At 39.9% G+C, this 20166-nt stretch carries 17 protein-coding genes; 11 read left to right on the top strand and 6 right to left on the bottom strand.

Annotation, left to right across the window (positions count from 1 at the left end; all coding sequences use genetic code 11):
- Window positions 1–69 precede the first annotated feature (69 nt).
- Window positions 70–2562 (top strand): protelomerase family protein, encoded by a 2493-nt coding sequence (locus CYAN7822_RS31830; RefSeq protein ID WP_013335026.1) that lies wholly within the window; start codon window positions 70–72, stop codon window positions 2560–2562.
- A gap of 55 nt (window positions 2563–2617) precedes the next feature.
- On the opposite strand, the gene CYAN7822_RS31825 is transcribed toward CYAN7822_RS31830, so the two are convergent.
- Window positions 2618–5656 (bottom strand): DNA primase family protein, encoded by a 3039-nt coding sequence (locus CYAN7822_RS31825; protein ID WP_013335025.1) that lies wholly within the window; start codon window positions 5654–5656, stop codon window positions 2618–2620.
- A gap of 1671 nt (window positions 5657–7327) precedes the next feature.
- On the bottom strand, window positions 7328–7516 hold the full coding sequence (locus CYAN7822_RS31820) for a hypothetical protein (protein ID WP_013335024.1): 189 nt from the start codon (window positions 7514–7516) through the stop codon (window positions 7328–7330).
- 200 nt (window positions 7517–7716) lie between these two features.
- Between CYAN7822_RS31820 and CYAN7822_RS31815 the strand changes: the two genes are divergently transcribed.
- Complete coding sequence (locus tag CYAN7822_RS31815; protein ID WP_013335023.1) at window positions 7717–8187, top strand: hypothetical protein; 471 nt, start codon at window positions 7717–7719, stop codon at window positions 8185–8187.
- A 177-nt stretch (window positions 8188–8364) separates the two neighbouring features.
- On the opposite strand, the gene CYAN7822_RS31810 is transcribed toward CYAN7822_RS31815, so the two are convergent.
- Entirely contained in the window at window positions 8365–9108 is a 744-nt protein-coding gene (locus tag CYAN7822_RS31810) for a hypothetical protein (protein WP_013335022.1), read from the bottom strand.
- Between the two features lie 5 nt (window positions 9109–9113).
- Window positions 9114–10016, bottom strand: coding sequence for a hypothetical protein (locus tag CYAN7822_RS31805; protein WP_013335021.1), 903 nt, complete (start codon window positions 10014–10016; stop codon window positions 9114–9116).
- A gap of 297 nt (window positions 10017–10313) precedes the next feature.
- Between CYAN7822_RS31805 and CYAN7822_RS31800 the strand changes: the two genes are divergently transcribed.
- Window positions 10314–11633 (top strand): TIGR04222 domain-containing membrane protein, encoded by a 1320-nt coding sequence (locus CYAN7822_RS31800; protein WP_013335020.1) that lies wholly within the window; start codon window positions 10314–10316, stop codon window positions 11631–11633.
- Window positions 11623–12288, top strand: a complete 666-nt coding sequence (locus CYAN7822_RS31795) for a methyltransferase domain-containing protein (RefSeq protein WP_245602843.1) — start codon at window positions 11623–11625, stop codon at window positions 12286–12288. The genes CYAN7822_RS31800 and CYAN7822_RS31795 overlap by 11 nt, the downstream gene beginning before the upstream one ends.
- Window positions 12289–12481: 193 nt before the next feature.
- Here the strand turns inward: CYAN7822_RS31795 and CYAN7822_RS31790 are convergent, their stop codons facing one another.
- Both CYAN7822_RS31790 and CYAN7822_RS31785 read right to left on the bottom strand, forming a co-directional pair.
- Window positions 12482–12835 carry a hypothetical protein gene (locus tag CYAN7822_RS31790; RefSeq protein ID WP_041934271.1) on the bottom strand — a complete coding sequence of 118 codons (354 nt, stop codon included), beginning with the start codon at window positions 12833–12835 and terminating at the stop codon, window positions 12482–12484.
- Window positions 12836–12964: 129 nt separating this feature from the next.
- Complete coding sequence (locus tag CYAN7822_RS31785; protein ID WP_013335018.1) at window positions 12965–13219, bottom strand: hypothetical protein; 255 nt, start codon at window positions 13217–13219, stop codon at window positions 12965–12967.
- Between the two features lie 225 nt (window positions 13220–13444).
- Between CYAN7822_RS31785 and CYAN7822_RS35110 the strand changes: the two genes are divergently transcribed.
- From CYAN7822_RS35110 to CYAN7822_RS31760, 7 genes are all read left to right on the top strand, one after another.
- Window positions 13445–14530, top strand: coding sequence for a hypothetical protein (locus CYAN7822_RS35110; RefSeq protein WP_013335017.1), 1086 nt, complete (start codon window positions 13445–13447; stop codon window positions 14528–14530).
- 156 nt (window positions 14531–14686) lie between these two features.
- Complete coding sequence (locus tag CYAN7822_RS38815) at window positions 14687–14860, top strand: hypothetical protein (RefSeq protein ID WP_173362938.1); 174 nt, start codon at window positions 14687–14689, stop codon at window positions 14858–14860.
- A 6-nt stretch (window positions 14861–14866) separates the two neighbouring features.
- Window positions 14867–14995, top strand: a complete 129-nt coding sequence (locus CYAN7822_RS40410) for a PEP-CTERM sorting domain-containing protein (protein ID WP_083786958.1) — start codon at window positions 14867–14869, stop codon at window positions 14993–14995.
- A gap of 106 nt (window positions 14996–15101) precedes the next feature.
- A complete protein-coding gene (locus tag CYAN7822_RS31775; RefSeq protein ID WP_013335016.1) occupies window positions 15102–15725 on the top strand; it encodes a hypothetical protein in 624 nt (207 codons plus the stop codon).
- Between the two features lie 164 nt (window positions 15726–15889).
- The gene (locus CYAN7822_RS31770) at window positions 15890–17620 is read left to right on the top strand and encodes an asparagine synthetase B family protein (RefSeq protein WP_041934270.1); all 1731 of its coding nucleotides are present in this window, start codon (window positions 15890–15892) and stop codon (window positions 17618–17620) included.
- A complete protein-coding gene (locus CYAN7822_RS31765; RefSeq protein ID WP_013335014.1) occupies window positions 17621–18850 on the top strand; it encodes a diaminopimelate decarboxylase family protein in 1230 nt (409 codons plus the stop codon).
- Window positions 18851–18864: 14 nt separating this feature from the next.
- Window positions 18865–20154 (top strand): toprim domain-containing protein, encoded by a 1290-nt coding sequence (locus tag CYAN7822_RS31760; protein ID WP_013335013.1) that lies wholly within the window; start codon window positions 18865–18867, stop codon window positions 20152–20154.
- The last annotated feature ends 12 nt before the right edge of the window (window positions 20155–20166 follow it).

Genomic DNA, 20166 nt, shown 5'->3' with positions numbered 1-20166 from the left:
TCATTTTGCCTTTTTATACATTTTAGCTATAATTGTATAACAAATGCTCGATCTCAATTTTTTCTAATTATGACATCGGCTTTTCTCGATTCCTATGACCTAACTAGAGAAGAGATTATCGCTCGTTACCGCAGTCGCATTGTCGCATCTAAGCGTTCTAAACTGAGTAAAGGCGAATTAGAACAATTAATCCTACATTTCATCGAGGGACTGAAAACTCTCTGTGAACCATCAGTGATCAAATTGCTGTGCGATGCTGAGATCGCCCTTCTACAAGAAGGTTATGCCCAGTCTACTGTGGCTTTTGATTATCTGCCTAAATATCGTAAAGCTATTGAGAATGCGATCGCTTCTAAGATAATTCCTATTACTGCTACCAACAGCCATCACTACATTCATACTCAACGGGTTACGGGGATAGAAGAAGAACGAAGTGAACACTACGCTCTTACTTACCTCAAATATGATGAGGCTACTTATGAATCCCTCGACTCCCGTAGTCAACAAATTAACCGTCATCGCCAATTAACTCTTAAAGGAGTTAACCCAAACCAATATTTGGAGCAACTCCATCACCTGCTACAAAGCCAGGATCAATTTGCCCTCCATCATCAGGCGATCGCTATCGCCGGATTAACTGGCCGCCGTATTGGAGAAGTCGTAGCTAGAGGCAAGTTTACTCTCTCAACCCATCCCTATTTACTTCGCTTCCTTGGTCATTCTAAAACCGAGCGAGATGCTTACGATATCGTGACTCTAATACCGGCATCGGAGTTATTACCATTCATTGATCAGTTTCGCTCTTCATCAGAAATTAAGCCGCTCAACCAATTGGAACCGGAAGAGTTAGCCACACAAATCAATAAATTTAACGTCCAAATTAATCGAGAGTGTAACAAACACCTCGCAGAGATTGTACCTGCCTTAGAAGGAAAGGAAAATATTAGTGTTCATAATTTACGTTCTCTTTGGGGGGTGATCGCTGCCTATTTTTTCTGTCCCCCCTCCTCTCATGAATACCCCTTCCTTCAACATTACCTCGGTCATGTGATGGAGAGTTCGGCTACTGGTCATTATTTCCGGTATCGCTTAGTTGATGCGGCAGGTGATTATTTAGAGGACCGGGGCATACTGATTCCTTCCCAAGGAGAATTACCAAAACCTCCTGCCGATGAGGGACATTCTACACAGTCTCGCCGCGACGAGAATAACTGTATAACCGACTCGGTTTATACAAATATTAGCGAAGAGAGAGAAAGGCTATTGAATAGCGATAACTATTTAGAGGTACTGACAGGTTTAATGGCCGTGACGGGGAGAACCCCGGCTGAGTTATTTAAGTCCGCCGTCTTTAAACCGGACGCATCCGACCCCAGAGCGGTCTTATTCTCATCAACTATTACCAATGTTCATTACCGCCTCGTTACTCTAGTTGATGCGATTCTTGTTCTAGAAGCCATTCAACGGTTAAAGAAATTTCAAGAAGCTCAATTCTTACTCTACCAAACTCCTGAATTTATTGATTCTCACTGTTTGCCTAATGTGCAGCAAGTTATCGCCAAACATTTTCCTTATCAAAATATTGAAGAAATGAAGGACGCTTATCATCAAGGGGCTGGACCTTTAACTTTGGTACCCTTAAACGATGATGATACTCTTATTCAACTGAGTCCAGAAATGAGGACACAGTTAATGGCGATCGCCGACCGACTCTCATTCAAAGGTAGCCACACTGATATTATCAATGCTCTACTCGACTGGGTTACAACACAACTCGATTCCCAATCTGGGCAGATTCCGTCGAGTTCTCCCCTTTTAGCCACATCCTCAGTCATGGAGACTGTCAATTACCAAGCCCAAACTTTAAGTTGGTTGACCACTGAAGTTACTCATCTTCGACAACAAGTTAGTCAATTAGAACTTGAAAATAGAGAACTTAACTCCCAACTTCACGCCGCCAACCAACCGAACTGTGAACTCGAACACTTAAAAGAAGATCATGCCGCACTAGAACATTCCTTGAAGGCGGCCAATCAAAAAATTGAGCAGTTTAAGCGGCTATTATTTGATGAGGATCAACCCACTCCTCCTCCTCAGACAACTTCAAGTAGAGATGACAATTTATCACCTCCAACTGCATCCTTCCAGTGTGTGATAGTGCCAACCCCTAGTCATGAAGCACCCCCATCTACTCCATCCCAATCTCCAAGCGAAAAAATCCCCCCTCAACCAACTCACAAAAAACCGACAGGATCATCAAACTACCCACCCGCTCCCCTTCGCACCGGAGTTTCTCAAAGCAGTCGGGCCTATCAGAGGGCGAATGCTATCTTTGAAAAAATACAGCAGTGGAATCAACAACATCCCCAATCTACTTTTGCCCTTAATGCTGGTTTATTAGAGCAAACTTTCGGCATTCATCGCGCTGTGGCTAAAGAATGGATCACTCAAAATAGGGAACTTATCGAGCAATATCATCTCTCCATTGGGGTTGGTAATGCCAGGGGTCATAATCGGGGCAAAGATACTACTCCTCTTCAAGCCTTTGTTAGGGAGCAGTGAAAAAACTGCATTTGCTGTCGAATCTCAAATTAAATGACGCGAGCGCGAATCTATCTCATTCAACAAGCCGACTTAAACTACTTATATCAATCGGATGTACACTCTCCATTAGATCTAAATAAACAAAAGCTTGTTTGCCATCAGGACAAATACTTTGGATAGTACCCTTCCAGTCTTCATTATGGATAACGCGATCTCCAGGTTGAAACTCAATACCCAAGAGCCAAGATAGACACTCGAGCAATATGACATCACAACTGAAGCACTGGTGAAGTGATTTTTGATATTTATTAACCAGAATTTGCGCGAAGAAATCCTTGCTCCACCTTAATCTTTCTCGATGGAATTTGATTTGCCGCATAATTTCATCGAAACTAGGGGCCTCAGTGACGAAGGGCGTGACGACCTGGGTGACGGCTCCTGTGGCCACCTCAACTACTTGCTCTGACTGGTTTGTGGTGGCGGTGACGACCTCCCCCTCTAAATGATCGTCATTATTTTTATCTGCCGATGGAGGAGTAGAAGAAGGAATTTCTTCTGCCGCACTTGGGGGGTCATCAAATACGGTTAAAGGGGGGTCATCTTCGGGTGTCTCAACTAATAAATTTTCCTTTGCCTCCAAATTAATAGCCTTGTCGTCACTGCCGTCACTTAAGAATGCAGGTAAGGGTTTAAGGTCGTCACCCCCGTCGTCACCCCCGTCGTCACACCCGTCGTCACCCCCGTCGTCACTTTCGAAGTTTTCGAGCAATTCATCTAGACAGGGAATTTCAAAATCATGAAGAGTTCTTAGCCGCACTCCGGTGATAAAGCGCCCCTGGTTGGTTTTAACCTTCTCTACGTCCCTTTTGAGAGTCCCTTTGAGCAATTCGATGAGATTAGCACTAAAATTGTCCTTGGTTAGCGGCTGACGACCACTGCGCTTGATATGATGACAGTATGAGCCAAATAAGGTTGAGGTGGTTGGGTCGTAATCCAAATTATCCCATTCCCTGGCATTGCTACCGATTTGGGTTCTGGCTGTAACTTCGAAGACGATTTCATCATTGAGCCAACTCGCCAGCCCATCAGATCTAATCTGTGATTCCCACAAGGTCTTGGAAATGACCTGTTTTTTGTTTAAGCCCTTTAAGGTCGCTTCGATTTGGGTTTCAGGGATAGAAAGCAGATAATGAGTAAAAGCGGATAATTCTGGTTCAAATTCCTTCTCTAAGTTACGAACTTTTCCATCAGGGACGGCTAACTCAAAAGGAACCATTAAAACTCGTCTCGTTAACCAGCGCCCACTGCCGCTATGAAATATGGGATTATTGCTCGACACAGCGCACATCCCTTCAAAACGGAAGTTGAAGCCGTCTTTATATAGCCGCCTCCCCCTTAATAAGTCTTGCCCAGTTATTTTCTTAAAGTTGGAGATATTCTTGCCAGCACTATCTTGGTCAGGAAAAATGGCTAAAACTTTCCCAAATGCTTCGGCTACGGCATCTTTCTCATTTAGGCTGGTGAAATCGAGTGAAATAGTATTTTGTTGCCCAACGAGTGCCACTAACAAGTTCATGAAAGTGCTTTTGCCACTTCCACCGGTGCCAATTAGATGTAAAAACTTCTGGAGATCTGCACGTCTCCTTAACACTGCCGCCGCGTAACAGAGTAATATCTGTTTATGAGCGGCGTTGCTCCTGGTAGCTTCGGTTAACCAGTTGTCGATCTCGGTCCATGATTGGAGGGGTACGTTGTAGGGACGAGGTAGAACCCAGGTTAAATAATTATTCGGGCTATGCTCAATCGTTTTTCCTGTATAAAGGTCTAAAACACAGTCAGAGAATGGTAGTAGATTGGGCGTTTTTGGCCATTCCTTGATGTAGAGTGCTTTCCTAAGTAATTCCTCAATACTATTGAGGTAAGAAGAGTTAAACTCATAGTTACGTGCCTGTAGAATATGATAAATTTGCGTCTGAATATGTAAATTACTGACAGCTATCCATGCTCCGCCCTTAATTGCTTCGTCTTGGTACTCCATCCACGTATTTGCTTCGTTGTTATATCGAAACTTATTGAGGTAGCGTTCGGCTATTACGGAGGCAATTCGGTTTTGTTTGGGCAGTGCTGTTTGTTGAGTAGGGGTATTTTCTTCTACTGGCGGTGACTCATGCCGCGATAAAACAGCTTCATGTATGGCTAGTTCTAATCGCTTGATAAATTCGTCTCCTGTCATTCCCTGAGTTAACCCCCACTTTACCCAATCGGCTATGTCTCCAGTTTCGGGGATATCCGCCCATATTTCAAGGGGTTTTAAGATGAGTACGGGAAATTTTACTTTACCCGATGCGGCTAAAAGTTTTTGCGCCTTGCGCTGTCCGTCGTCGTCATTGTCAGGCCAGTAAACTAAGCCGGTGACTCCATTGTTTTTTAATTGGGTTAGCCATGTGCCTAGATCCACTTCGCCCCAACAGCCGCCCTGCATTGTGTTGGAGACTAGCATCAGACTTCGGGCAGCTTCTACGCAAGTCTCGCCCTCTACCCCCAAAACCCATTTGTTAGTGCTATAAGTGATCGCTTCCTCTATTCTATAAGCCGGCCATCCCTGCTGTCCTTTGGCATTAATCCACTGACCCTCTGCATTCTGATGATACGGCAGAGTTATCTTAGTCTTCTTCTTGATTTTGATACGATTGCCACTCTCATCATAATGTTCAGTGCGTTTTACATACTGGGTTGGAGAATAGGGGTACTTGATTACAATGTCATAGCCCCATGACTTTGTAACCTTTTCCTTTTCTGGGTGTGTTAACTCGTTAGGTAACGTAGCTAATTCAATTTCTCCCTCTGGGATGGGGCAAGCAATGGGTTTAGAGATTTTTTTAAGCCGCCCCTTTGACTTTATTTCCCCTTGACTTCCCCGTAAAGCGTAAATCGGATAACCATCTGATGATTCCTTGATGTGTTTCCATGAACGGGGAGCAACAATCGGGTCTGTTCGGCGACATACTACCGCTTCAGAGTTGTCCGATGCCGAACACCAGTCGGGCTTGCCGCATAACGGACAGGGACTATCGGGCGTTACTTCTGCCCAGTTCGCTTGTGTCAATACCATTTTTTCTTCTCCTCATGGGTTTGCTATTCGAGGAGATTCCCGATCGATGGGAGCCACTAAGTTTAGACCTGCCTTATGATCTAAATATATGTAATGTAAAACTCTGGATTGAGTTTCTGAGTCTGGTTAAGGATTTAACAAAGCCTCATCAGACAGGTTTTGACGTAACTTACTGACCGGGAATTCTCCAGTTTTCTAATTAATCACTGGTAATAGAAGACCTTTCACCGTTATTGACTGATAAACGGTTACTTTTTCGTATCTCTTCATTTAGCTCAGACTATCTAATTATTTCTATCGCTCTTAGCCCTGTTAGAGGTGGCGTTTTTGCTAATTGTTCAGCGATGAGCCGCCAATTTTCACAAAAAGACTCTCTATAACTATTGCTCTTTGACGAAATAGTTTAGTATAATCGAGCCAATGAGTTAGTGCGAGCCGTTCCATAGAAACTTTCTCTATAAAGAAAGGGGATTATGGGGCTGTATCATTCGTATACAGAACAAGGTCATAATCTTAGAGGTTTAATTCCTCTCCTCCGAACCACAGGAGTGAATGCGTAACCCACATTTTAAGGCTATTGGTTAACCTTATCTTGCGGTGCATGGGTTAAATGGGAGTAAAACGAAGTTACTAGCTTATCCTTCCTAGCGAAGCTACTCAAGGTTAACGTACAGTAATTAACTCAATCACGTCGTTATGGCGCTGCGAGAGAAAGTAACTGGTAAATTCTACATTCACAGTAGAATCCCTCAGAGCGGTGATGGTCTACCTGGTATATACGGGAGTAACTGAGTCACCGATATCGGGTACACTCAGCAGTTTACAAACAATGAGACTGGACTGCATTAAAGTAACTCGTTAATGTGTCGTGGAGTCTAAAAGTCCCGGCGTAATGTTAGAGCCTAAAAGTAGCCAGAAAGGATTATGATCAACGGAAAAACGTTTACGTTTTCTGTCTTTACTGACATAGAGTTTTACCAAAACCTAATGTCACTGAGACAAGGTTAACCAGCCGTATGAGCGTGAACTGTACGATATCCTAAAAAGCCAATGCTGTCAATCGAAAGATAAGGGAAAATCATAACCCGACAGATATGCTTACGTAGGATAAGTTCCGTGTAAGTCACGACCTAGTAATCCTAATAAGCCTAATACTCAGTGAAGAAACCTAAGACACTTCCAAGAGTGGGATATAGGGAACGAAAGGCGTTACACAGACTAAGGTTCCAAGAGGCAACTCGATAGAACTGCTGAAGCTCGAAAGGCGTAAAGGACACGGACTAGGAGCCGTATGAGCGGGAAACTCTCACGTGCGGTTCTGAAGGAGAGGTGAAGGTTGGTGACTTCCTCATCGACTCTAAGTTTTCTTAACTCTGGTTCATAGTTCCCTCCTTCGATGCCGAACGGAGAAACAAATGAAAATCTCTAGGTAGAATCGTCGTCATAAAGTTTCCTAGGCTTAATAGACGGCGATTCGGTCGTTTTAGAGGATTTTCTTGTAGTCTCTCAGTTGACATAACAGTAAACAGAAAATATTTACTAGCATACTACGTTCATCTCTGCATTCCAAGCTCGTCTGTGTAAATTGAAACTTAATTCGCCACCCGTTACCGTTTTGGGATAACTGAGCTTAAGTCCTTGCCTAGGAATTCTCAATTTTTTGTATGAAGCTTAGGTTTCTTCTTCTGAGCTTTTTTGTGAAGCTTCTTCTTGTTCTTTGGCTTTCGTAACCAGATACTCCACACAGTTAGCTATAGAGCGAATTTCTCGCTCGGCTTTAGCGTTGAGCCACTCATACACATCGGGATTGAAATACACCGTCACCTTTGGTCTTGCCACCGTTGCGCCACTTACTGTCATTTTTTCTTTCCTCTCTATTTTAAGGTTGTCTTGACTCTCTGTTCCATTTTAACTCAATTAACTCATTTACGTTATTTACCTTAAACGGGAGGTGGTTAAGAGGAAATGACGAACGCTCCCTCGACACTGACGGGAAAGCCCCTTGACTCCCTCTCGTTGGTGGTTGTATTATGGAGCTATACAACCACTAACAACTATCCATGAACCCCCAGATCCTACAACAACAGATAGACTCAATTGAACGCTCAGGCGTTGTTGCTCCTCCCAATACCTGGATCTCCAGCTATGTAGTAACAAAAAAAAGCGGTAAATCCTACAGATACTACCGTCTGATGACCCATAGACGGGACGAGGAGGGTAAATTAAAGAAGAAGATGCTTAAATACCTTGGAGCCGAAGATAGCAAAGCCTATAAAAAGATGGTGGCTGCTATCAAGCGTCGCAACCGCATTCAAGCCCTACAGAGGCAACTTCTTCGGTTGATGGCTCAAGGGCAGCCTCAACCGAGACGGAGGAGCAGGGGAAGTTCAGCCGTCAATAGTCCACTAACTACTTCCGATAGGATGTTACTGGTTCAGCTACAGCAGCAGTTAACCGAGTTAATGGTAAGATTCGAGCAATTTGAGAGAGAAATGAAAAGAATGCAGAATTCTTCTGTCAAATCGTCTTAACCATTCTTCTCCCGCTTTTAACATAAAAGTTGTGTACAAAATTTTTCTGGATTTCTTCACATTTTCAACAGCCTAGAATTCAGTAAAAAAAACCCAATTCTGCTGCCATCACGGAGCAGGTTGAACCGATGTGGCCAGCGATCACTGTAAATTTAAGTTTTTAAAGATTGATTTAATTTATTTTAAACAAGGGATAAATTGATCGTAAAATTGATACTTAAGCTCGGACACCCTCTCCTCAATGCTGATACAGTAAAGCAGCGCCTCCTCAGACGGAATTAATCTAAATAAATGAATCGCCAACTCTTGAGAATGAGTCAATCCTCCCAAAAAACTTTCTTTTCCCAAATCCGAGTTTCTGGCATCATGGATCATGTGAAAATAATAAAATTCCGATCTGACTTTATTATCGGCTTTTCCCGTTGATAAGCGTTGAGAAATTCGGGGCCATAGACATGAATACTCAACAGCAACAAGTACCTCTGCCCAAAACCGAAGAAATACCACCAGCCCGGCTTGAAAATATTTTTCATTAAGACAATTGCTCATTAAGTTATAGCTGTCTTCTCTAACTCTTTTAGTTACAGGAGTTTCAGGCGAACTTAAAATCATTTTATAACTCGCCCCAAGATTTAGCAGATCCTGAAAGAGTAACTCTCGATGAGAAGGAAGTGGAACACCTTTCGTATTTCGAGGGTACTCCTCATTAAGAATCCCTCTAACAGTTCGTTTTATCTCTTCATCTCTAAGGGCATCAATGACAAATTCATAAATATTAACAATCGAAAGGGATAAGAAACGGCGTTGGATTAAAACTTCCAAAAACTCATTCCACGAGAGTGTATCAAGATGGACAAAAAGAGGATGCGCTCTAAATTTCTCAATCAATGAGATTTCCAATCTGTTAATTTTTTCAATCATAATATTTAACTCGTAAATAAAATTTTGAGATCGTTTCTCCAATTTGTCTGATGTTCTGGATAAAATCGGCGTGACACTTGCCACATTAATTCAAAATCCTTTTGTAAGGTCTGAACTATCATTTTATTAGAAGCCTTAAGATTAAGTTCTAATTGGAATGTCTTAACCGCAAGAGCGCCATGAAAAAAAACTCCTGCTAGGAGATAATTTCCCGCTCTATAAATGGCTAAAGATGGAAGGGTATCATAAAGTTTGATTTCGAGAAGTTTAGGGTTATCTATAACTTTTATAATTTGTTCTAAAGTTTCTAAATTCGCAATCACACAATCCCGAATATCGATTTCATCAGCAAGACTGGTATCAGCATACTTCCTTAAAACATCTTCTCTCAGTTTAGCGGCTTCGGAATAAGGCCAGGCCAGCAATATTCGGATCTGGACATCATTTTGAAGGCATTGAATAAAATGTTCAAAGTAGTCATTTAGATTTGGCGCAAAGGTTTGAAGTATATCCACTTTTTTCGGCTCTTGCTCATCGGAATTAATAACCTCATAAATAGCTTGTCCAAATTGCTCTTTAGGAAAACTGGGATAAATATAACTCAGACCGATTTCTGAAAAAAAAAGCTCTTTATTCTGATATTGAAGATATTTTTCAGTAAGATATTTATGAAGTTGCGGCAGTTTATGCCCGTTGCCGGTAATCTGAAATTTTTTATAGATATTTTTTAGCCTTTGAGTAAAAGCTTCTTCTTCAATATTTGAATATAACGTGATGTAGGTTTGTAATAGCTCATTTTTCGTTGGGCATTGACTTTCTTCTAAGCACATCACTACCTCGGTTTCCCGAGGGGTCAGTTCATATTCTCTTCGTTTACATAGCACTTCCAAAAAGTTTCTCCAATTCATAAAACCGGTTTGAAATTAAACTAGGGGGAGTTAAGAAAATTTACTTAACTGCTGCTACTCTTAAATAAAACAAAGTAGATGCCGATGTCAAGGGAATAATCATTACACCCAGTTACACTTTAACACCCCTCTTTTGATTTCAGCAGGGGGAGATTACACTTAACTACATTTGCCCAATATTTACTGATATCTAGAAATGTTCGATGATCATTGAATAAGACGATAGGCGATGGCGATATTTTGAAATATTGCCTACCCGTTATTTAGTATTCAGTCCCCAATAGCTGCTTTTAACCAATGATGAACGAATCACAGTTAGAACTCTATCAACGAATACAAGCCTTTACCTTGGATGATGACACACAGGCTCTCTCATTTAGTCAACATCTGGCTCGGTCAAATAGATGGCAAATAGGTTACACTAAACGAGCTATCGATGAATATAAGAAATTTACTTTTCTGGCAGTAGTGGCAGGACATCCCGTTTGTCCTTCAGATCAAGTCGATCAGGTATGGCACTTGCATATTTTTTATACCTATTCTTATTGGAATGACTTTTGTCTCCAGGTTTTGCAGTACCCTTTGCACCATCTCCCTACTCAAGGGGGTCAACAAGAGCGAGAAAAGTTTCATCACTATTATCGGATGACCCTTGAGAGCTATCATCGCTTTTTTGGTAAACCTCCTGAAGATATTTGGCCACCTCCATCTCGTCGATTTGGGTCAGATTTGCATCAACAACGCATTAATCTAACAGAATTCTGGATTGTTCCCAAACAACTGCCTCAAATAAAAATATCACAAATGACGCGAAATGTGGGAATGTTTCTGCTATTACTTGTCTTAGTTGGATGTTCTCCGGCAATGCCAGCTCGGTTTTTGGGGTTTGACGCTAGGTTTAAAACTTATTTAATTTTGTGTGCGATAGCATTGATCGGTGCTTATTTTTTAAGATGGTTTTTGCGAACCTCACAGACTGAATCGATTAAACCTCAGCTAGATCATTACGAAATAGCTTATTTAGCAGGCGGCCCCCAACGCGCTGTGGATTTAGCTATTACTAACTTAGTGCAGCAGCAATACCTCAAGCCTAAGCTCACTACTCGCTCTTTTTCCATTTTGAAAAAGTTACCCAACACAAGCTACTGCTTGGAACAACAAGTTCTATCTCAGGTGGTATTAACGCGAAACTTACTCGCTCTTCGTCAAGCGGTAACTCCAAAAACAATATTTTTGCGCGATCGCCTCCAAAAATATGGATTACTCATGAAAGGTAAACAAGCCAGAATTTGTTATCTTGTTCCAATTTTTATGGTTTTCGGAGCAATAATATTGGGGGGTTTCTTGATCACCCTAGACGCAGAAAATGTAGGGGAGTATTTTAAGACAATTATCTGCTTAGTTTTATGTAGCTTGCCGTTGGATAGCCCTCCTTTTCGGAGTCGGCAGGGCGATCTAATCTTAAGCGAGCTTAAGTCTATATATTCCACAGATATTGCTTACACCTTTGCCCTCTCTGGTTCAACAGCTTTATCAGGGGGTGTTCTAGACGATCTCAAACAAGTCTTTAATCCCCCAAGTAATAATACAGATGGGGGATGTGGATGTGGTTGCTAAAAAGGTTCTTTCTTCAGAGTATTGGGAACAATGCTACTTACAGGGAAAAACCCGGTGGGATACTGGGCAACCAGCTCCCCCTTTTGTTAGTCTTCTAAAATCATCTCAAGCTCCAACACCCGGCACGCTCGCTGTCTTGGGTAGCGGCAATGGACATGATGCTTTACTGTTTGCCGAACATGGTTTTGAGGTAGTCGGGTTTGATTTTGCCCCATCAGCAATCGCCAATTCTACATCTAATGCAAGATCTCGATGTCTATCGGCAGAATTCTTGCAACGTAATATTTTTGAACTTGAAGCGGAATTTAGTAATTGCTTTGATTATGTGCTTGAACATGGATGTTTTTGCTCATTTATCCCAGAACTTCGGCCACGATATGTACAGATTGTGCATTCACTCTTACGCCCTGATGGGTTACTGATCGCACTATTTTTGGTAAAAGGTAAGAGGGATAGACCTCCTTTTGGCATAGAACTGACGAATCTGCTCCTTCTTTTTGATGACTATTTTGAACCGTTAACCTTGAGTTTAGCACTCTCTCCTTTTAGATCCCGAAAAGGGCCAAAATATTTGGCATCTTTTCGAGTCAAAAAATCCGCTAATCCCGTAAATTCTCAATTACTCCCGGTTGGACTTTGGACAAAATTTAATTAAAGTTATTAGTTATTGGCTTACAAACCCTCTCCAACAGCGAGATAATATTTTATACTGAGTTTTGGTCGCGCTTGACAAGTATTAAATTTTTATTAAAATATCAAACTCTTTAACCCTTAGCAATCTTATTCATTTTTTTATTTTCTTGGGCATTCATAGATTTTAGTAGTTACGCATTGACAGAAAAATCAGCTTATGCGACTAAAGTATTTTTTTGTTCTAAGCGCTTAAGAATAAACTCTCTAGCAACTGCACTAGCTAGTCCTGCGGCTATGTCTCCTACCTTAAAGCCAAATTCTTCGCCTATTTGGAGCGAAGATTTCTTTAGAGTGGTTTGTTCGGTTTTTATGACTGGTGCTTGAGTATTGTATTTAATTTTTACTTTTGAAGTGGCTTCTCTTGCTTGTTCAAAAGTTTCGGCTACTACTAGGCCGACGATTTGCCCCCCATAGTGAATTTTGTTATTTGATAAGGGTAAGCGGGCTTCCGATATTTTTGATTTTACTTTCCTCTCATGACATAAATTTTGTGTGCAAAATTTTCGCATATTTCACAACATTTGAGGGCAGCCTAAGTTTTGCCCCCTCGACTCTGATTTAAATTTCAGTAGAAACCGAGCTTACAACCCTAAAGTGATGAGGTTAGCAAAGCCATTTTAAATTTTGCCCCTGAATTTTTAGCTCTCATCTAATGAGGGAGAGCTTTCCACCGACGGGATCACTAACAAAATTTCTCTTCGTCCCAATTTTTCTACCAATTCAGAAAATGATGATAATCCCAAAGACTGTGCGAGTGCCCTAGCACCGTTCCATCCTAGATCTGTAACTGTAATAGTTCTATTCTTTTTTGGCTCATCTTGTGCCAGGGGGCGACCCTCGTGTTTTAGGTTAGCAAGAGAATTGGGATGAGATCCTCGACCGATATAAGTCATTTTTATTTACTCTTTGACGAATTTCTCTACACCAAATGTATAATAGAAAAAACCCGATGAGCAAATCTTGTAATCTCGAATAGGCTCCTGAAAAACTCCAATTAACGCCGGCAAACCCCGATTGGTAGTTGAGCTTATAGCTAATTTATCCCCTAACCTTCGATAGCTGTCGAATAATTTGTTTTTAAACTTTAATTCCTACGTTATTGTCAAACATTTCTACTCATGTCCCACTCATTCGCCTCTAATTCTTTAGCTGTCGTTGCTGATGGTTATTTAACGAGCGAGGAAGAACAAGAATTGTTACAGCTTGAGGGCTGTATTGAACGCTCGTTCTACCAAGCTGGTCTGGCTTTAAAAACCATTCGGGATAAACGGCTTTACCGCTTTCTTTATGCTACCTTTGAGGAGTATTGTCGTGAAAGATTCGGGTTTGCACGACGGCACTCTTACCAGTTAATTGATGCGGCTGTGGTTATGGATAATCTTTTAGCCATCGAACCCCAGTACGAGCCGGGGGCACAAACTGAAAATCCCTTTGATCATTTGTGCGCCATTGGCGCACAAATTGAAAATACCTTCGATCATTTGTCGGCCAATGGCACACAAACTCAAACAATCATTTCAGACGAAACTCCTGCCGCTAAGAGCCTAGCGTCCCGACAAATTCTTCCCACTAGCGAACGACAGGTTAGGCCACTTATATCTCTTAATCCCTCTCAACAACGAGAAGCTTGGGTTAAAGCCGTCAATCTTGCTCAAGGAAAAGTTCCCAGTAATCGCATCGTCAGTCTTGTAGCCGACCAAATCCGCTCCTCGACAGCACCCGCCCCGGATAGCTCCCATACCGACCACTTAAAATTTAATCCCTGCGGTAAATTTAATCCCTGCGGTCTGGTAGAGATCCATGCTTCAACCAACCCAACAATTCATCAACGCCTTGGACGCATTGCCTGTATTAAAGAAAAAACCCTAGAAGTCTGGGTGCGTGATATGGAGCAAATGGTGATGAATAAACATAGTCTCAAACATAACCAAGTTCAACCAATCTTTTTTGAACAAGAGCCTTCCATCAAAAACATCGTTGAGCGGCTCACTCAATTAAGACAATTGCCCTTAGACCCCTTTGAAAGAGAAATTCTTAACCTTTTAGATAGAGTAGTAGATCTAACTCCGGTTGAAGAACAGTATTTAGCTTTGATAGAGCAGAATCATCGGGAAGTTCAGGCTATTTCTCCCTTAGACTCAGATCTTGCACCATTATCCAAAAGTCTAAACAACCGGATTTTTATAGGCAACTCAAACGGTTAGTGGAGCAACAACAGCCCAAACCGAAGTGTGGGAATAGGAGGGGTTCAACCGTCAATAGTCCACTAACTACTGGTGAACACGCTCACGTAGTGGCACTCCGCGCTCGGCTGTTATTGCTCTTTTTGCAGCAGCAGTTAACCGAGTTAATGGTAAGATTTGAGCTTTAAGGAGGCCACAAGGCTTGCTAATACAAATGATGCAGAAATAGTAAATTTATTTTCCCGTTTAGGCCAAGAAACTGTTGATCAAAGTTTTTCTATTCAAGTAGAAGTAGCAGGAAGTTATTTGTTAGGATTTGGGGTAGTAGATGTGGATAAAACGGAAAATTAGGATACAATCGTAAATGCTGCTCTATTAATCGATACAATAAATGTTACTTCTGTTCCCGAACCCCTGACAATTCTAGGATCGGGAATAGCTTTGGGATTTCGGTTTTACTTCAAAGGCAAAATGAACAAAAACTAGAGAATGATCAATAAAGAAAAATCACAAAAGATTACTTACTAAATCGTCCATAAACTCTTAAAGGGTAGCTTTAATTAATTCAAAAAAATTATAGTAACTAATAATTATGGTTGAAAAAATTACTGAAGATCAGTTAAATCAAATTGTAGCTGAAGTAGCTCATCTCAGTCGCCGTCGAGAAACAGAACTCGATCGCCAACAAGTTCAAGAAATTCTCCAACAATTAAATTTGCCATCAGAATTACTGGATGAAGCGATGATTGAGCTACAGCGTAAAAACGATTTAGCTGTTCAACAACACAGAAATTGGTTGATTGGAATAGGACTAGGTACCGTTTTAGTAATAGGAATTACTAGCACGGTAATTATTTCTCAAAATCATCAACAAAAGTTAGGGCGTATTAAAGTTTATGAAAGTCGCATTACTCAAGTTCAAGATAACGGTGAAAATTTAGTAATCATTAACCGACAAAACCATCCTGAAGTTTATTATCGTGTAACTTTACAAGATGCACCAGTAGGAGAAAAACTTTCACTAAAATGTAATTGGATAGACCCTAACGGACAAATCGCTCATCAAAATAATTACCAAACTCGTCAAATTAATAAAAGCGTTTGGCAAACTCATTGTCGTTATCAATTAAATATAGCTTCTCCTTCCGGAAATTGGCAAGTCCAAATGTCTTTAGGCAATCAAATATTAAACCAAAAATCCTTTACGGTTAAATAATAGTTTAACCCATTAATTGATTTTCACAACTCTTTTAACTTATGGACTTATGGACACAAATCGAACTTATTCCTATTGCATTTCATCTCAACACTCTAGTTAGTGACAAATATTTCATCGGCGTTTATCGGCGGACAATTAGAAAAACTACTTGTATATTGACAATGAACAAACCCTATCACTTTATCGGCTATTGGGGGCTTATTTCTCAAACAGAACAAGAAAAATTTAACAACATCATTAAAAATATCAGCACAACATCCTATAAATTTCAAAAACAAGAGACGTGGGGAATACTTTATTTAGGGGTTAAACAAATACCTTCAAGCACTAACATCAATCAAGGATTAATTGCTTCCTTATCTGCTGGTGGCATACCGAATCAATCAGATGCCTGGGTTACAGTGGAAAAAAATTGTCTAAGTTTAGGACGCGAAACCTTTGGTCGTGTTCCTTTGTATTGGACTCAATTCAATCAAACAATTTGGTTTGCCTCTCAATTTCAATTATTATTACCTTTAATTAAAAATCCTAAAATTAATTTTTTATCTTTATCTGGATATACCAGTTTTTCTTATATTCCTACTCCTATAACCCCGGTTGAAGATATTAAAGCCATTTCACCAGGAACGGAGCAAACTTGGCAGTTAAATTCTTCTTTGGAACAATTAGCAGAGAAACGTTTATTTCAATGGCATTCTTTACCTAAAGTAATCGGGGATGAAGAAACCGCTATTAGGCAACTACAAATACTTTTAAAAAAGACTGTTGAAGAACAATTATTAGATTTAGGAGATGAACCAGTAGGAATATTTCTTTCCGGCGGATTAGATTCTTCTATTATTGCCGCTTTGTTAGTGCAAGCAGGTCTTAAGGTTCGTGCTTATAGTCTTGATTTTGGTATTGAGGAAAATTCGGAATTAATTTATGCACAAGAAGTTGCTCAGTTTTTAAAAATTCCTTTAATTAAAGTTCCGGCTACAGCTAAACAAGTTAAAAAAGCACTTTTAGCAACTGTTAAAGCCTTAGATTTACCCTTTGGGGATGGGGTGACTGTGCCTTTATATTTATTAGGACAAGCCGCTAGTCAAGAAACGGCTATTATATTTAATGGAGAACATGGAGATCAATTATTTGCCGGCTGGACAAATAAACCTTTAATTGCCGCCAGTATTTACCAGGGAGAAAATAGCTTTACCCAGGAATATTTAAATACATTTCACCGTTTATATGGATATGAAGAACAAGTCTTTCAGTTATCGGTTTATAAACAAGTTAAGTTGTATAATTTAGACGAATGGCTAAAAGAAGCGCTCTGTGAGAGTTTTTCTAGTTGTTTTTTAGATAGATTACGTCGTGCTAATTTAATGCTCAAAGGAAGTCAAAATATCCAACCTCGTGCTACGAATGTAGCTTTTGCTCACGGATTATGGATTAGATCGCCTTTTTGTAACTTATCTCTAGCAGAATGGACATTTGGAGTTGCTGGGGAATTGTTTTTAAAGGGTGCTTGTGAAAAATATATTTTGAAAAAAGCGGTAGAATCTTGGCTACCTTCAGAAATTGTTTGGAGAAAAAAGCGAGGTATGGGAGTTCCTTTGACTCAATGGTGTTTATCCTCATTATGGTCAACCCTAGGTTATTGGCTAAATCCTCATAAACTGCAATCGGAAGGGATTTTTAACCCTGATATAGCTAAAAAAATTATCTTAGGACAATTAAGTGGTCAAATTCGCGGGCGTAGAATTGGGGAAATTTTATGGTTGTTGTTGATGTGGGAAGTTTGGCGGACTGAGGTTTTTCGAGAACAAGTTTCAGCAAAATCATTATATAATCCCTTCTGGTTGCCTTATCGGGGGTGGAAAATTTTGTCTAGCTTATCAGGAGATAAATAGATGGTTATTAATGAAGATTTTTCCCTACATAAAACCAAAACTGTTTCTTTTTCTTTAGAAGTGGCACAAGAGTTGTTAAAGATTTACCATTCACCTCTCTACCTTTATCAAGGAGAGGTTTTAAGGCAGGAAATATCCCATATTACCCGATCAATACCCTATCATAACACAAGATTTCAATTTGCAACAGTAACGAATGGAAATATTGCTCTTTTAAAGATATTTAAAGAATTAGGATGGGGGCTTCATGCTAACACGCCCGGAGATATTTATTTAGGATTAAAAGCAGGATTTAAATCGGATAATATTGTGTATAGTGGCAGTAATTTGAATCGTCAGGAAATCGAACAATTATTTAACTGGAATATCAAAATCTTAAATTTAGATAGTGTGTCTCAACTCCAATTATGCTGTCAGATATATGAAGAGTTAAAGGGCAAGTTAACGCCACCAAAATTAGGCTTTAGATTAAACTTACCCGAGTTAACCGGAGAGAGTAGAATTGGTATTCGTCCTGAAGAGTTTCCGCAAGCACTTTATATTGCTCAATCAGCCGGATTAAAAATACAGGGGTTACATTTTTATCGAGGTACAGGGACAAATGCCACTAAAGCATTTACCGGAGTGATCGAAACTTTAATAAAAACTTGTCAATTATTACCCGACTGGAATTATTTAGATTTTGGGGGAGGATTTGGCTATCGGTATCAACATCAAGGGATACAGTTTGATTGGGGAATATTTGGGGAAGCTTTAACCGAAGCGTTAAATAAACTGAATCGAAAAATCGAGTTAATTATAGAACCCGGTAGAGCAGTAATTGCTGCTTGCGGGACATTATTAGCTCAAGTCGTTTCAGTTAAATGGCAAGAAAATAAACAAATAATCGGAGTAGATACAACCGTTGCTAATTTATCAGTGCCTTCGGTTCATGGCGGCTATCGAGAAATTGTCACTTGGAAAGAAAATACAGAACAACTTTATTTGACGGATGTTTGTGGGAATACGACTTATTCGAGAGATTATTTAGGAAAAAATTGCCAACTTCCTGCCCTAGAAATTGGGGATATGATCGGAATTTTAGATGTAGGTGCTTATGGATATGCCATGTCTTCCCATTTTTTACATCGTCCTCGTGCGGCGGAGGTTTTATTGGAGGGAAAGACACATAAATTGATTCGGCGGCGGGAAGATTATAGTATTTTGTTAAATAATCAAGTTTTGACTTAAAAGCATTTGAAAATATGAAATGTATTAACTGTGGAACAGATAACAATCTTCGAGACAGAACCGCCAATAGTGGGCACTGCACCCGGTGTAATCATCAGTTTGCCTTTGAACCTACGGCCATGACACAAGGGATAAAATTTACTGATCCATTTTTTGCTAAACTGCTGAATGATATTTCGGTTAATAAAACCCTCTACTTTACTCCCAAACAATTACTATACTTTTTAGATAAGCGCTTAAAATATAAAAAGATAAGCGTAGCCGGAATAGGTTGTATATTGTTATTGTTGTTTTTTAATGTCTGGACAACATTATTTTTTGGAGGATTTTTGTATGTTTTACTTGGAGGAGGATCAATTATTATTGTTCCAATAGTTTTAAATTTAGGAGTTTTAATTTGGTTATTTAATCAAAGTCGTTCAAAAAAACTAACTTATCAAGATCGCCAGAATACAGCAAAATCTTTATTAATTTTAACAGGGTTTCTTCTTGTGGTTGGACTGAGTATTAGTTTGAGTCTCAATTTATTTCCGCTCTTGGTCGCAAGCACAATAATAGGAATGTTGTTTATTTATTTGGCAATTCGACAATTAAGGAATAAAAAATCAATTGCTCAAGAATTTTTAATTTCTCTAAGTCAAGTTCAAGATTGGTTAAGAAAGTGGCAAACTATCAACGGTTCATTCGAAAAAATTCTATCCCCATCTTTTGCTGCTACTCAACCTGTTCAAATTAATCCTGAAATTCTTAACTATAGTTTTGATCGGGTTATAGTTTGTCAAAGTACAGAAATCGCTCGGTTTTTAATAGCGAATAACTTTCACTTTGAGAATAACTGTGCTGTTTTGAGTGTAACTAGATATCCTGAAAATATATTTGATGTAGTTCTAGAAATGTTGCGGCGCAATCGGGATTTAAAAGTATATGCTCTCCATAATGCCAATTCTCGAGGGGTAACTTTAGTTAATCATCTTCGTACTCAGGATAATTGGTTTGCTGATAGTTCTGCTACTATTTACGATATCGGGTTATCACCCCGTCAAGTATTAGACAACCCAAAATTATTCGTACAACAATCAGATACTATGGCACGAGAAGCAAAAGAATTACCCCAAGAAATCCGACAAACTTTACTCCCAGAAGAAATTAATTGGTTAGAAGCCGGCTATTTTGTCGAATTAGAATCCTTTTCCCCACAACATTTATTACGCATTGTCACTCAGGGAATTATTCTAAGTCGTCAAGAAAATGATTTAATTTTTGTCGAAGACAATTCACTATATATGGTTCAGAGTTTTGGGTAATATTTAATCCGT

The sequence above is a fragment of the Gloeothece verrucosa PCC 7822 genome (assembly GCF_000147335.1).
GTDB lineage: Bacteria > Cyanobacteriota > Cyanobacteriia > Cyanobacteriales > Microcystaceae > Gloeothece > Gloeothece verrucosa.
Note: the sequence above shows the minus strand (reverse complement) of the source record. Positions and strands in the feature narration are given on the sequence as shown.

Coding starts and splice junctions, on each gene's coding strand:
- CYAN7822_RS31760 (WP_013335013.1), top strand. CDS start 18,865: ATGAAATGTATTAACTGTGGAACAGATAACAATCTTCGAGACAGAACC.
- CYAN7822_RS31805 (WP_013335021.1), bottom strand. CDS start 10,016: ATGAATTGGAGAAACTTTTTGGAAGTGCTATGTAAACGAAGAGAATAT.
- CYAN7822_RS31775 (WP_013335016.1), top strand. CDS start 15,102: ATGGTTGAAAAAATTACTGAAGATCAGTTAAATCAAATTGTAGCTGAA.
- CYAN7822_RS31830 (WP_013335026.1), top strand. CDS start 70: ATGACATCGGCTTTTCTCGATTCCTATGACCTAACTAGAGAAGAGATT.
- CYAN7822_RS31800 (WP_013335020.1), top strand. CDS start 10,314: ATGATGAACGAATCACAGTTAGAACTCTATCAACGAATACAAGCCTTT.
- CYAN7822_RS31765 (WP_013335014.1), top strand. CDS start 17,621: ATGGTTATTAATGAAGATTTTTCCCTACATAAAACCAAAACTGTTTCT.
- CYAN7822_RS31785 (WP_013335018.1), bottom strand. CDS start 13,219: ATGACTTATATCGGTCGAGGATCTCATCCCAATTCTCTTGCTAACCTA.
- CYAN7822_RS31790 (WP_041934271.1), bottom strand. CDS start 12,835: ATGCGAAAATTTTGCACACAAAATTTATGTCATGAGAGGAAAGTAAAA.
- CYAN7822_RS31815 (WP_013335023.1), top strand. CDS start 7,717: ATGAACCCCCAGATCCTACAACAACAGATAGACTCAATTGAACGCTCA.
- CYAN7822_RS31825 (WP_013335025.1), bottom strand. CDS start 5,656: ATGGTATTGACACAAGCGAACTGGGCAGAAGTAACGCCCGATAGTCCC.
- CYAN7822_RS31810 (WP_013335022.1), bottom strand. CDS start 9,108: ATGATTGAAAAAATTAACAGATTGGAAATCTCATTGATTGAGAAATTT.
- CYAN7822_RS31820 (WP_013335024.1), bottom strand. CDS start 7,516: ATGACAGTAAGTGGCGCAACGGTGGCAAGACCAAAGGTGACGGTGTAT.
- CYAN7822_RS31770 (WP_041934270.1), top strand. CDS start 15,890: ATGAACAAACCCTATCACTTTATCGGCTATTGGGGGCTTATTTCTCAA.
- CYAN7822_RS35110 (WP_013335017.1), top strand. CDS start 13,445: ATGTCCCACTCATTCGCCTCTAATTCTTTAGCTGTCGTTGCTGATGGT.